At 63.9% G+C, this 13,793-nt stretch carries 10 protein-coding genes; 4 read left to right on the forward strand and 6 right to left on the reverse strand.

The window, feature by feature from the left end; all coding sequences use genetic code 11:
- On the reverse strand, positions 1-1,793 hold a 1,793-nt coding region (typA, locus tag P9255_RS13325), incomplete at its 3' end, for a translational GTPase TypA (RefSeq protein ID WP_309789797.1).
- 401 nt (positions 1,794-2,194) lie between these two features.
- On the opposite strand from typA, the gene P9255_RS13330 reads away from it, so the two are divergent.
- The 4 genes from P9255_RS13330 (at position 2,195) to P9255_RS13345 (ending at position 7,224) form a co-directional block, all read left to right on the forward strand.
- Positions 2,195-2,710, forward strand: coding sequence for a MarR family transcriptional regulator (locus P9255_RS13330; protein ID WP_309789798.1), 516 nt, complete (start codon positions 2,195-2,197; stop codon positions 2,708-2,710).
- Positions 2,711-2,783: 73 nt separating this feature from the next.
- Entirely contained in the window at positions 2,784-4,316 is a 1,533-nt protein-coding gene (locus P9255_RS13335; RefSeq protein WP_309789799.1) for an efflux transporter outer membrane subunit, read from the forward strand.
- Positions 4,317-4,368: 52 nt separating this feature from the next.
- Positions 4,369-5,640: an EmrA/EmrK family multidrug efflux transporter periplasmic adaptor subunit gene (locus P9255_RS13340; RefSeq protein ID WP_309789800.1), complete on the forward strand. Its 1,272-nt coding sequence runs from the start codon at positions 4,369-4,371 to the stop codon at positions 5,638-5,640.
- A 24-nt stretch (positions 5,641-5,664) separates the two neighbouring features.
- On the forward strand, positions 5,665-7,224 hold the full coding sequence (locus P9255_RS13345; RefSeq protein WP_309764663.1) for a DHA2 family efflux MFS transporter permease subunit: 1,560 nt from the start codon (positions 5,665-5,667) through the stop codon (positions 7,222-7,224).
- 70 nt (positions 7,225-7,294) lie between these two features.
- On the opposite strand, the gene truB is transcribed toward P9255_RS13345, so the two are convergent.
- The 5 genes from truB to rimP all read right to left on the reverse strand — a co-directional run bounded on the left by truB (position 7,295) and on the right by rimP (position 13,754).
- Entirely contained in the window at positions 7,295-8,236 is a 942-nt protein-coding gene (truB, locus tag P9255_RS13350) for a tRNA pseudouridine(55) synthase TruB (protein ID WP_309789801.1), read from the reverse strand.
- Positions 8,237-8,239: 3 nt separating this feature from the next.
- Positions 8,240-8,617 carry a 30S ribosome-binding factor RbfA gene (rbfA, locus tag P9255_RS13355; protein ID WP_309789802.1) on the reverse strand — a complete coding sequence of 126 codons (378 nt, stop codon included), beginning with the start codon at positions 8,615-8,617 and terminating at the stop codon, positions 8,240-8,242.
- Between the two features lie 95 nt (positions 8,618-8,712).
- Positions 8,713-11,730, reverse strand: a complete 3,018-nt coding sequence (infB, locus tag P9255_RS13360; protein WP_309789803.1) for a translation initiation factor IF-2 — start codon at positions 11,728-11,730, stop codon at positions 8,713-8,715.
- A gap of 93 nt (positions 11,731-11,823) precedes the next feature.
- Positions 11,824-13,299 (reverse strand): transcription termination factor NusA, encoded by a 1,476-nt coding sequence (gene nusA / locus P9255_RS13365; protein WP_040050197.1) that lies wholly within the window; start codon positions 13,297-13,299, stop codon positions 11,824-11,826.
- The gene (gene rimP / locus P9255_RS13370) at positions 13,296-13,754 is read right to left on the reverse strand and encodes a ribosome maturation factor RimP (protein ID WP_309765443.1); all 459 of its coding nucleotides are present in this window, start codon (positions 13,752-13,754) and stop codon (positions 13,296-13,298) included. The genes nusA and rimP overlap by 4 nt, the downstream gene beginning before the upstream one ends.
- Positions 13,755-13,793 lie beyond the last annotated feature (39 nt).

A 13,793-nucleotide genomic window follows, 5' to 3' on the forward strand; every position in this document is an offset into this window, starting at 1 on the left:
CGCTCGTGTTCCTTCAGATGACGCTTGCGCAGACGGATGGACTGCGGCGTCACTTCGACGAGTTCGTCGTCATCGATGAACTCGACCGCGTATTCCAGCGAAAGCTGAATGGGCGGCACGAGGCGCACGGCTTCGTCGGTGCCCGACGCGCGCACGTTGGTCAGCTGCTTGCCCTTGATCGGGTTCACGACGAGGTCGTTGTCGCGGCTGTGAATGCCGATGATCATGCCTTCATACAGCGCATCGCCCGGCGACACGAACATGCGGCCGCGATCCTGCAGCTTCCAGAGCGCATAAGCGACAGCGGCGCCGTCGTCCTGCGAGATCAGCACGCCGTTGCGACGCTCGCCTACCGAGCCTTCCTTCACCGGCGCGTAGGAGTCGAACGTATGGCTCATCAGGCCCGTGCCGCGCGTGAGCGTCAGGAACTCGCTCTGGAAGCCGATCAGACCGCGCGCCGAAATCTTGTACTCGAGACGCGTGCGGCCGCGGCCGTCGGAGGTCATGTCGAGCATTTCGCCCTTGCGGCGGCCGAGTTCTTCCATCACGCCGCCCTGGTGCTGGTCTTCGATATCGACCGTCAGGTTCTCGTACGGCTCGCACTTCACGCCGTCGATTTCCTGCAGCACCACGCGCGGACGCGACACCGCGAGTTCATACCCTTCACGGCGCATGTTCTCGACGAGAATCGTCAGGTGCAATTCGCCGCGGCCCGACACTTCGAACGTGGTTTCGTCGCCGGTATCTTTCACGCGCAGCGCGACGTTGTGATTCAATTCCTTCATCAGACGGTCGCGAATCTGGCGGCTCGTCACGAACTTGCCTTCCTTACCCGCGAGCGGCGACGAATTCACGAGGAAGTTCATCGTGAGCGTCGGTTCGTTGACGGTGATCATCGGCAGCGCTTCGGGGTTTTCCGGCGAGCAGATGGTCACGCCGATGCCGATTTCCTCGATGCCGTTGATCAGCACGATGTCGCCCGCCTGCGCTTCTTCGACCTGCACGCGCTCGAGGCCGTGGAACGACAGCACCTGGTTGATCTTGCGATTCAGGATCGCGCCGTCCGGACCCGAACGCACGGCCACTTGCATGCCGGGGCGGATGCGGCCGCGCGCAACGCGGCCCACGCCGATCCGGCCGACATACGTGTTGTAGTCGAGCGAGGTGATCTGCAGTTGCAGGGGACCGTCCGGGTCGGCCGGGCGAACCGGCACGTGCTCGAGGATGGCTTCGAACAGCGGACGCATGGTGCCTTCGCGCACGTCCGGATCGAGGCCCGCATAGCCGTTGAGGCCGGATGCGTAGACCACGGGGAAGTCGAGCTGCTCTTCGGTTGCGCCGAGCTTGTCGAACAGATCGAAGGTCTGGTTGATGACCCAGTCGATACGCGCGCCCGGACGATCCACCTTGTTGATAACGACGATCGGCTTCAGGCCGAGCGCCAGCGCCTTCTTCGTGACGAAGCGCGTTTGCGGCATGGGGCCTTCGACGGCATCGACGAGCAGCAGGACCGAATCGACCATCGACAGCACGCGCTCCACTTCGCCGCCGAAGTCGGCGTGCCCGGGGGTATCGACGATATTGATGTGCGTGCCTTCATATTCGACCGCGCAGTTCTTCGCGAGGATCGTGATGCCGCGTTCCTTTTCGATGTCGTTCGAGTCCATGACGCGCTCGGCGACCTGCTGGTTTTCACGGAACGTGCCCGATTGACGGAGCAACTGGTCGACGAGCGTGGTCTTGCCGTGGTCGACGTGGGCAATGATGGCGATATTGCGGAGGGCGCGAGTCATAAGGGATATCTTGGTTGTGCGCCGTCGAAGCGAACCCAGGAGTTGAAGGCTCCTGCTGGCTCGGCAAACCGTCGATTGAGCGTCAGATCGTGCGTGACGCCCGGCGTGGATCGCTCGGAAGACTTCAGGGATTTGAACTACTCTTCCGGCCCGGCGCGGTGAGAACCGTAAAGTATAGCACGCACAAACGTCCGCTTTTCGACAATAGGACGCTACCCGAATCCGCGACGCGAGGCCGGCGGGGCCGCGCCGACTCCACCCACGCGCGAAGCCCCGTCCCACAACGCATCGGAGGAAGCCGCGCGCAGATTGTAAGCAGCTTCATAAAAGTTCCTTGCAGGCGACGTAACGCCGCGCCTATAATCCTGCCTAGTCCACTATTGCACTTGCATATTCCTTTCATGAGCGACGCTCCAAAACCCACGGCGATCGACAGCTATGTGCTGAGCGAAAGCGTCGGCTATCTGCTCAGTCGCGTGCGCTCGACGCTCTGGAACATGGTGACGCAGCACACGACGTCCGAACTCGGCATCACGAGCACGCAGGCGAGCATCGTGTTCATGCTGGCGGTCGGCAAGTGCATGACGGCCGCCGATATCGCGCGGGAATACGGCATCGATGCGAGCGCGGTCACGCGCCTCATCGACCGTCTGGAAAAGCGCGGGCTGCTGTCGCGCGTGCGCAGCAACGAGGACCGGCGTGTCGTGCGTCTTGCGCTCACCCCGGACGGGCGCGCGATGGCCGAGCAGGTTCCGGCGATCTTCACCCGCGTGCTCGACACGCTGCTTGCGGGCTTCACGCCCGACGAAGTGGGCTTCCTGAAGAGCATGCTGCGCCGGATTCTCGCGAACACGTGCGATCCCGCCGCCGCCTGCCTCGCCGGCAATGTCGAGAAGCCAGGCGCGCCTTCGCGATGACGCAGATTTCGGTCTGCCAGCACCTGAGATAGTTGCAACGTCCATAATCCATACCTCTCTCGAGAGACGAGCGATGAAACACCTTTCCTTGTCCGCACTTCGGCCCGCGAGCGGATTGCGCCGAGCGCAGAGCGCCGTGGCCGCCGCCGTGGCAGCGCTCGCGGTCGCGGGCTGCGCGAATTACGCGGGCATTTCGAGCGACAAGCAGATCACCGCGCCCGAGACTCTGGAGTCTTCGCAGAGCGTGCCGGCGCAGGGCGGCCAGTGGCCGAGCCTCGACTGGGCGAAACAGTTCGGCGACCCGCAACTGCCGCAACTGATCGACGAGGCGCTCGCGGGCAATCCGAGCATCGCGCAGGCGCAGGCGCGCATCGCGAAGGCGTCGTCTTATATCGAAAGCTCGCGCTCGACGCTGTATCCGCACGCCGACGTGAAGTATTCGTGGACGCGCGAGCTGTACTCGGCGAACGCCCTCTTCCCGCCGCCCTACGGCGGGACGTGGTACAGCGAGAACAACGTGCTCGCGAGCGCGTCGTGGGACCTCGATCTGTGGGGCAAGAACCGCTCGCGCCTGAACATGGCGGTTTCGCAGCAGAAAGCCGCCGAGGCGGACATGCAGCAGGCGCGCGTCACGCTGGCCGCGTCGGTGGCGCGCACGTACAACCAGCTGGCGCTGCTCTACGCGCTGCGGGACGTCACGCAGCGCGAAATCGCCAATCGGGAGAACGTGGGCCGCATCACGAGCGGGCGCGTCACCGCCGGTCTCGACACGAACGTCGAACAGCGCACGGCCGAGGGCAACGTCGCGACCAGCCAGACCAATCTCAGCGAGCTCGACGGGCAAATCCAGTCGGTGCGCTATCAGCTGGCGGCGCTGCTCGGGAAGGGTCCCGATCGCGGGCTGCAGATCGCCAATCCGGTGATCAATCCGGACATCAACGTGGCGCTGCCCGACAACGTGCCCGCCGATCTGATTTCGCGCCGGCCGGATATCGTCGCGGCCCGCTGGCAGATCGAAGCGGCTACGCACAACATCAAGGAAGCGAAGGCCGAGTTCTTCCCGGACATCAACCTGGCGGCGGGCTTCGGCTTCGATGCCTTCGGCTGGGGCCGTTTCCTGCAGGCGAGCAGCCGGCAGATTCAGGCAGGCCCGGCAATCCACCTGCCGATCTTCGACGCCGGCGCACTGCGCGCGCAGCTGAAAGGCCGCTACGCGGATTTCGAGGGCGATGTCGCGAACTACAACCAGACGCTCATCAACGCGCTGAACGACGTGGCGACCAACATCGCCGCGATCCGCGCGCTCGACAGGCAAATGGCCGACGCACAGCGCGCACTCGCCGCAGCCACGAGCGCCTACCAGCTCGCGGTGATCCGCTACAAGGCGGGCCTGTCGCCGCAATTGCAGGTGTTGACGGCCGATCAGAACCGCCTCGCCAACGAGCAGACGGTGACGAACCTGCGCCTGAAGCGAAGCGATCTGCAAATCGCGCTGATCCGCGCACTCGGCGGCGGATTCGACGCGACGAGCACCGACCTCGCCATCGACGGCAGCGGACAGCGCCAGGCCGCGAACCAGACCGCGAATCAGGCGGCATCGCACTGAGCCGCGCACAAGAACACGCATCAAGACCAATACGGAATTTTCGGAGCCCTTCATGAGCGACCCTAAACAAAACGCCGCCAGCGCACCCGCCGCCGCGCCCGCGCCGAAGCAAAACAACGGCAAGCGCCGCCGGCTGATGGCGCTGATCGTGCTCGTCATCATCATCGCGGCTGTCGCGTACGGCCTGTATTACTTCCTCGTCGCGCGCTTCCACGAAGACACCGATGACGCGTACGTCAACGGCAACGTCGTGCAGATCACGCCGCAAGTGGTCGGCACGGTCATATCCGTCAATGCCGACGATACGCAGACCGTGAAAGCGGGCGATCCGCTCGTCGCGCTCGATCCGGCCGATTCGAAGGTCGCGCTCGATCAGGCCGAAGCGAACCTCGCGCAGACGGTTCGCCAGGTCCGTACGTTCTTCGTCAACAACAACCAGTACGAAGCGCAGATCGCGCTGCGCAAATCGGACCTGTCGCGCGCGCAGGACGACCTTCGCCGCCGCCTGACCGTTGCGAAGACGGGCGCGGTATCGCAGGAAGAAATCTCGCACGCACGCGATGCCGTGCGCAGCGCGCAGGCCGCGCTCGACGCAGCCCAGCAGGAACTCGCGTCGAACCGGTCGCTGACGGCCAACACGACCATCGCCGATCATCCGAACGTGCTCGCCGCCGCCGCGAAGGTGCGCGATTCGTACATCAACTATGCGCGCAACACGCTGCCCGCGCCGGTCACCGGCTACGTGGCGAAGCGCTCGGTGCAGGTCGGCCAGCGCGTGGCGCCGGGCAATCCGCTGATGGCGATCGTGCCGCTCAACGCCGTATGGGTCGACGCCAACTTCAAGGAAGTGCAGCTGAAGCACATGCGCATCGGCCAGCCGGTCGAACTGACGGCCGACCTCTATGGTTCGGGCGTGGTGTTCCACGGCAAGGTGATCGGCTTTTCCGCCGGCACCGGCTCGGCGTTCTCGCTGCTGCCGGCGCAGAACGCGACGGGCAACTGGATCAAGGTGGTGCAGCGCCTGCCGGTCCGTATCCAGCTCGATCCGAAGGAACTGGAACAGCATCCGCTGCGTATCGGCCTGTCGATGAACGTCGATGTCACGATCAAGGACGACCAAGGCGGCCAGCTGGGCGCGGCGCAGAACACGGTGTATCAGACCAACGTGTTCGACAAGTACGGCGAGCAGGCGGACGCTGAAATCGCGCGCATCATCCAGCAAAACGCCGGTACGAGCGCTGGTACGCAGGGCGCGTCGTCGTCGCCGTCGTCCGCTTCGCGCGGCAGTGCGGCGAAGTCGGCGTCGGCCGCCAAGCTCATGTAAGCGGCAGTATCGCGGACCTAACACATGTCTCAAGCTAACGTCGTTCATGCGCCTCTCTCGGGCGGGAAACTGGTCGTCGGGACGATCGCCGTGTCGCTCGCGGTGTTCATGAACGTGCTCGACACGTCCATCGCGAACGTATCGATTCCGTCGATCTCCGGCGACCTCGGCGTATCGTCGGATCAGGGCACATGGGTCATCACGTCGTTCGCGGTCGCCAACGCGATCTCGGTGCCGCTCACCGGCTGGCTCACGCAGCGCATCGGCCAGGTGCGCCTCTTTCTCGGCTCGATCATTCTCTTCGTGCTCGCGTCGTGGCTGTGCGGGCTCGCGCCGACGCTGCCCTTCCTGCTCGCCGCGCGCGTGCTCCAAGGCGCGGTCGCCGGCCCGATGATTCCGCTCTCGCAAACGCTGCTGCTTGCAAGCTATCCACGCGAAAAAGCGCCGATGGCGCTCTCCATGTGGTCGATGACCACGCTGATCGCGCCCGTTGCCGGCCCCGTGCTCGGCGGATGGATTTCGGACAACATCTCGTGGCCGTGGATCTTCTACGTGAACATTCCCGTCGGGATCGCGGCGGCGCTCGCGACGTACGCGATCTTCCGCGACCGCGATTCGGCCATCCGCAAGGCGCCGATCGACACGGTCGGACTCGCGCTGCTGGTCGTGTGGGTCGGCTCGCTGCAGGTCATGCTCGACAAGGGCAAGGACCTCGACTGGTTCAATTCGACGACCATCGTCGTGCTCGCGCTGATCGCGGTCATCTCGTTCGCGTTCTTTATCGTGTGGGAGTTGACGGCGGAGCATCCGGTCGTCGATTTGTCGCTCTTCAATCTGCGCAACTTCACGGGCGGGACGATCGCGTTGTCGGTCGGATACGGCCTCTACTTCGGCAATCTGGTGCTGCTGCCGCTGTGGCTGCAAACGGACATCGGCTATACCGCGACCAACGCGGGGCTCGTGATGGCGCCCGTCGGCGTGTTCGCGATCCTGCTTTCGCCGATCACCGGCAAGTTCCTGCCGCGCACCGATCCGCGCCGCATCGCGACGGCTGCGTTTCTCGTGTTTGCGCTTTGCTTCTGGATGCGTTCGCGTTACACGACCGGCGTCGATACGTGGTCGCTGACGCTGCCGACGCTGATTCAGGGCATCGGCATGGCGGGCTTCTTCATTCCGCTGGTGTCGATCACGCTGTCGGGCCTGCCGGGGCATCGGATTCCGGCGGCGTCGGGATTGTCGAACTTCGTGCGGATCATGTGCGGCGGTATCGGCACGTCGATTTTCTCGACGGCGTGGGAGCATCGGACGATCGTGCATCACGCGCAGCTCGTCGAACAGGCGAACGCCTACAACCCGACATTCGCCAATTCGATGCAGCAGATGGGCGCGCTGGGCATGTCGCAGGAACAGACTTACGGTCTCTTCAACAGCATGGCGACGCAGCAGGCCGCGCAGCTCGGCGTGAACGACATGTTTTATATTTCGGCGGGGATTTTCGTCGCGCTGATCGCGCTGATCTGGATTACGCGCCCGGAACGTGCGGGCGGCGGGGATTCGGCGGCGGCGGCTTCGGCGGCGCATTGAGTCTTCTTGCGCCGCACGCCTGAGAAAAAAAGCCCGGAGTCTTGCGCCTCCGGGCTTTTCTTTTACGCTCTCAGCTTGCCGTGACCACCAGCCGCTCCGGCGCGAGCACGCCCTCGCCCGCTTTCGCGACGCCGAGCAATCGGCCGCCTTCCTGCGCATAGACGCGCACGCGGCCCGCTTCGATTTGATCGGGCGATACGTCGGCCAGCTTCAGCCGCTGCCCATGCAGAAACCGGCGACATGCTTCGTCGTCGAGCTGCACGGCGGGAAACGTGGACAACAGCGCATCCACCGGCTGAAGCCGCGCGTCCCGGTCCGCTTCGTTCAGTGCCGTCAGTTCGTCCAGCGTCACCGCGTTCTCGAGCGTCAACGCGCCAACGCCCGTGCGACGCAACGCCGTCAGATGCGCGCCGCAGCCGAGCGCCTCACCGATATCTTCCGCGAGCGTACGCACATACGTACCCTTGCTGCACGTCACGCGAAAGGTCACGAGCGGCAGCGCGCACGCGATCATCTTCAAAGCGTGGATCGTCACCGGACGGGCTTCGCGCTCGACCGTCTGCCCCGCGCGTGCATACTCGTAGAGCGGCTTGCCATCACGTTTCAATGCCGAGTACATCGGCGGCACCTGCACGATATCGCCTAGAAATCGCGTCATCGCCGCTTCGACGGCCGCTTCATCGCACGCGACGTCGCGGACTTCGACCGCCTCGCCTTCGGCATCGCCCGTCGCCGTGCGGATACCCAGACGCATCGTCGCTTCGTACGTCTTGTCGGCTTCGAGCAGGTCCTGCGAAAACTTCGTGGCCTCGCCGAAGCAAAGCGGCAAGAGGCCGGTCGCGAGCGGATCGAGCGTGCCGGTGTGACCGGCTTTCTTCGCGAGATAGATGCGCTTCGCCTTGATGAGCGCGTCGTTGCTCGACAACCCGAGCGGCTTGTCCAGCAGCAGCACGCCATCGAGCGCGCGGCGCACGAGCTTGGGCCGCGCGGCCTGATTCTTCGAAGCGGTCATCGCTCAGGCGCCTTCCTCGTCGTCCTTCGCGCGCGTCGCGTTTGCCTCGTCGATCAGGCGCGACATCTCGACAGCCTTCTCGATCGTCTGGTCATAGTGGAAGTGCAGCGTCGGCACCGTATGAATATGCAGCCGCTTGAACAACTGATTGTGGAGATGCCCCGCCGCGTGATTCAGCGCTTCCTGCGTCTGCTTGGGATCGCCCGTCAGCGTGGTGAAGTAGACCTTCGCGTGCGCGTAGTCCGGCGTGAGCTCGACGCTTTGAATCGTCACCATTCCGACGCGCGGATCTTTCACCTCGCGCATCAGCTCCGACAAATCGCGCTGAATCTGATCCGCAATCTGCACGTTGCGGTTCGTGGATGTCCGTCTTTTAGCCATGATTTCGTTCCGTTTCTAATCCGCCGCCGCGCCAAAGAAAAAGGCGGAGCCAGCCAATTGGCCCGCTCCGCCCCGAGGCTCAGCGTAGTGATGCGTTACAGCGTGCGAGCCACTTCCGTCACTTCGAAGACTTCCAGCTGATCGCCTTCGACGATGTCGTTGAAGTTCTTGATCGAGATACCGCACTCGAAGCCCTGACGCACTTCCTTGACGTCGTCCTTGAAGCGCTTCAGCGAATCCAGCTCGCCCGTATGAATGACGACGTTGTTGCGGATCACGCGCACCGACGAGGAACGCTTGACGAAACCGTCCGTCACCATACAGCCCGCGATCAGACCGACCTTCGGCACGCGGATGACCTGACGCACTTCCACCGTGCCCGTCACCGTCTCGCGCTTCTCCGGCGCGAGCATGCCGGACATCGCCGCCTTCACCTCATCCACTGCGTCGTAGATGATGTTGTAGTAGCGAATGTCGATGCCGTTTGATTCGGCCAGCTTGCGGGCTTGCGCATCCGCACGCGTGTTGAAGCCGATGATGACCGCCTTCGACGCCGTCGCCAGGTTGACGTCCGACTCGCTGATCGCGCCGACCGCGCTGTGCACGATCTGAACGCGCACTTCGCCCGTCAACAGCTTTTGCAGCGACTGCACCAGCGCTTCCTGCGAGCCCTGCACGTCCGCCTTGACGATGAGCGGCAGGTTCTGCACTTCGCCTTCGCCCATCTGCTCGAGCATGTTTTCGAGCTTCGCGGCCTGCTGCTTCGCGAGCTTCACGTCGCGGAACTTGCCCTGACGGAACAGCGCGATTTCGCGCGCCTTGCGCTCGTCCGGCAACACGATGACTTCTTCGCCCGCCGCCGGCACTTCCGACAGGCCCTGGATTTCGACCGGGATCGACGGACCCGCGGTCTTCGTCGGCTTGCCAGTTTCGTCCAGCATTGCACGAACGCGACCGTAGGCGCTGCCCGCGAGAACCACGTCACCGCGATTCAGCGTGCCCGACTGCACCAGGATGGTCGCGACCGGGCCCTTGCCCTTATCCAGCTTGGCTTCGATGACGAGGCCCTTCGCGGCCGCTTCGACCGGTGCGGTCAGTTCCAGCACTTCGGCCTGCAGCGAGACGTTTTCCAGCAGATCGTCGATGCCCTTGCCGGTCTTCGCCGACACTTCGATGAACGGCGAATCGCCGCCGTACTCTTCCGGCACCACGCCTTCCGCGACCAGTTCCTGCTTCACGCGGTCCGGGTTGGCTTCCGGCTTGTCGATCTTGTTGATCGCGACGACGATCGGCACGCCGCCCGCCTTCGCGTGAGCAATCGCTTCCTTCGTCTGCGGCATCACGCCGTCGTCGGCTGCGACCACCAGAATGACGATGTCGGTCGCCTTGGCGCCGCGCGCACGCATGGCCGTGAAGGCTTCGTGACCCGGCGTGTCGAGGAAGGTGATGACGCCGCGCGGCGTATCGACGTGATAAGCGCCGATATGCTGCGTGATGCCGCCCGCTTCGCCCGCCGCCACTTTCGCGCGACGGATGTAGTCGAGCAGCGACGTCTTGCCGTGGTCGACGTGGCCCATCACGGTCACCACCGGCGGACGCGGCAGACGCTCCGCCGTTTCCTCGGTCGTTTCGCCTTCGATCAGCAGCGCTTCCGGATCGTCCAGCTTGGCCGCAACCGCGCGATGACCCAGTTCCTCCACGACGATCATCGCGGTTTCCTGGTCCAGCACCTGATTGATGGTGACCATCTGGCCGAGCTTCATCATCACCTTGATGACTTCGGAAGCCTTCACCGACATCTTGTGCGCGAGGTCGGCCACCGAAATGGTTTCCGGCACGTGCACTTCACGGACGATCGGCTCGGTCGGCGCCTGGAACGTGGTCTGGTCCTGATGCTTGCCACGGCCCTTCGGACCGCCGCGCCAGCCGCGATCGACGCCGCCGCTCGTGTCGCCGCGCGTCTTGATGCCACGGCGCTTCGATGCGTCGTCCTGCCAGCCGCCCTTGCCGCCGGCCTTCTTCTTGTCGCCGGAAGGAGCCGCCGTTGCGGGCGCTGCCGCACCGCCGACAGCCGGCTTCTTCACTGCGGGGCGGGCTGCCTGCGCGCCTTCCGGCTTCGCCGGCTTGTGCAGCGTACCCTTGGCCTCGGCCGCCTTCGCCGCTTCCGCGGGCTTCGCAGCAGGCGCCGGCTCCGGCGCCTTGACTTGCGCCTTGCGCGGCGTGTTCATCATTTCGCGGATAGCGCGCGCTTCGGCTTCGGCCGCCGCCCTGCGCTTCGCGATTGCTTCTTGCTCCATGCGCGCCTTCTCAGCGGCCGCCTTCGCGTCTTCTTCCGCTTTCTTCGCGGCTTCGCGCTGCGCGGCGCGCTCGGTGGCTGCCTTCTCTTCCGCTGCCTTTTCCGCGGCGGCCTTCTCGGCGGCAGCAGCGGCTGCGCGCTGGGCGCTGTCGTCCTGCTTGTCTTGTTTGTCCTGCTTCGGCTCGGCCTTCGCTTCCGCGGTGACCTGCGCGCGCGATTCCTGACGCGCAGCCTGAGCCGCGCGCGAGATTTCGGCTGCCTGCGCCGCCGCCGCCGCGCGGCGTGCCGCCTCGGCTTCCTGCTTGCGACGCTCGGCTTCGGCCGCTTCCTCGCGAGCGCGACGCTCCGCTTCCTCGCGCTCGAGCTGAGCCTGACGCTCCTTCAGCTCGCGCTCTTCGCGCTCGAGCTGCTCGGCGGCGCGGCGTGCTTCTTCCTCGCGGCGCTGCAGTTCGGCCTCGTCGACTTCCGGCTCTTCGACGTGATTCGGCGTTTCGACAGGCTGCTCGACGCCGGTTTCGTCGCGCTTCACGAAAACACGTTTTTTGCGCACCTCGACCTGAATGGTGCGAGCTTTACCCGTTGCGTCGGATTGCTTGATTTCCGACGTATGCCGGCGGGTCAAAGTGATCTTGCGCTTGTCGGCCTCGGCGGAACCGTGCGACTTGCGCAAATGATCGAGCAGACGCGCCTTGTCCGTCTCGGACAGGTCGTCATTTGCGCTCGCTTTCTGGACGCCAGCCGCCTGCAACTGCTCGAGCAGGACGCCCGCAGGCATTTTGAGTTCCGCGGCAAATTGGGCTACGTTGTTACTCGCCATTCATTCCTCTTGATGCAAGGACCAATCCTTGCGGTTAGATCGGGGTCACGCGGCCGAACCGGCCGCCAAATTTCAGTGCGCCATGGTCATTTCTCACTGGAACCAGTGTTCACGTGCTTTCATGATCAACGCCTTAGCGGCATCCTCTTCCATACCGGTCATTTCGACCAGTTCATCTACTGCCAGCTCCGCGAGGTCGTCGCGGGTTTGAACCTGGTGCTCCGCGAGCTTCGCGAGAAGCTCGTTGTCCATGCCTTCCAGACTTTTAAGATCGAGCGCGACGCCTTCCACCTTCTCTTCGTTGGCGATGGCCATCGTCAGGAGCGCATCGCGCGAGCGGTTGCGCAGCTCGTGCACAGTGTCTTCGTCGAAGGCTTCGATTTCGAGCATCTCGTTGAGCGGCACATAGGCGATTTCTTCGAGGCTCGTGAAGCCTTCGTCGATCAGGATGTCTGCGACTTCCTCGTCCACATCCAGACGCGCCATGAACAGGTCGCGCAACTTGCCACGCTCTTCGTTCTGCTTCAACGCCGATTCGTCCGGCGTCATGATGTTGATCTGCCAGCCGGTGAGTTCGCTGGCGAGTCGAACGTTCTGGCCGCTGCGGCCGATGGCGACCGCGAGTTCGCTTTCGTCGACGACGACGTCCATCGAATGCTTTTCTTCATCGACGACGATCGACTGGACGGCTGCCGGCGCGAGGGCGCCGATCACGAACTGCGCGGGGTCTTCCGACCATAGCACGATGTCGACGTTCTCGCCACCGAGCTCGTTACGTACCGCCTGAACGCGCGAACCGCGGATGCCGACGCAGGTACCGATCGGGTCGATACGCTTGTCATAGGCGATCACCCCGATTTTCGCACGCACGCCGGGATCGCGCGCGGCCGCCTTGATTTCCAGCAGCCCTTGTTCGATTTCCGGCACTTCCAGCTCGAACAGCTTCATCAGGAACTCGGGCGCCGTGCGCGAGAGTTCGATTTGCGGGCCACGCGCCGTGCGGTCCACCTTCGCGATGTACGCGCGCACGCGGTCGCCCACGCGCAGGTTTTCCTTCGGAATGAGCTGATCGCGGCGCAGCAGCGCTTCGACGCGGCCCGATTCGACGATGAAATTGCCCTTGTCCAGACGCTTCACCGAGCCGGTCATGATCTTTTCACCGCGCTCGAGAAAGTCGTTCAGGATCTGCTCGCGCTCGGCATCACGCACTTTCTGCAGGATGACCTGCTTGGCCGCCTGCGCGCCGATACGGCCGAACTCGATCGAGGGAATGGGTTCTTCGATGAAATCGTCCACTTCCGCGTCGGGCTTTTGCTCCTTCGCTTCGAACAACAGGATTTCCTGATCCGGCTCTTGAAGGCCGGCCTCGTCCGGCACCACGCGCCAGCGGCGGAACGTTTCGTGTTCGCCGCTTTCACGGTCGATCGCGACACGGATATCGACATCTTCCTCGAACAGCTTCTTCGTTGCCGAAGCAAGCGCAGCCTCCAGGGCTGCGTACACCACGTCCTTGTTGACGTTCTTTTCGCGCGCCAGCGCATCCGCCAGCATCAAAACTTCGCGACTCATTGTTTGCGGCTCCTAAAGTCAACTTTGGGGACGAGACGTGCTTTATCGAGGTCCGCGAGCGTGAAATCGAGCACTGCGGCGCCGTCCTTCCCTTCAAATTCCAATTCGATCTTTTCGCCTTGCGGGGCGTGCAGAATGCCCCGGAACGACTTGCGCCCGTCCAGCGGCTTTTTCAGTGTGATGACGACTTCGCTTCCCGCGAAGCGCTCGAAATCGGCCAGCTTCTTGAGCGGGCGATCGAGCCCCGGCGACGACACTTCGAGGCGGTCATAGTCGATATTCTCGACCTCGAGCACGTACTGGAGCTGACGCGTGACTTTTTCGCAGTCTTCGATGGCGATACCGGCCGGCTGGTCGATATAGATGCGCAGCATGCCGCCTCCCGAACGTTCGAGATCGACAAGCTCGTAGCCCAGGCTCGAGACCGTGGTTTCAATCAATTCCGTCAGTTGCACAGTAACTCCAAGGTGTTCGCGCATCGCGCCGCGAAACAC

The sequence above is a fragment of the Caballeronia sp. LZ019 genome, assembly GCF_031450825.1.
In the GTDB taxonomy this organism is placed as follows: domain Bacteria; phylum Pseudomonadota; class Gammaproteobacteria; order Burkholderiales; family Burkholderiaceae; genus Caballeronia.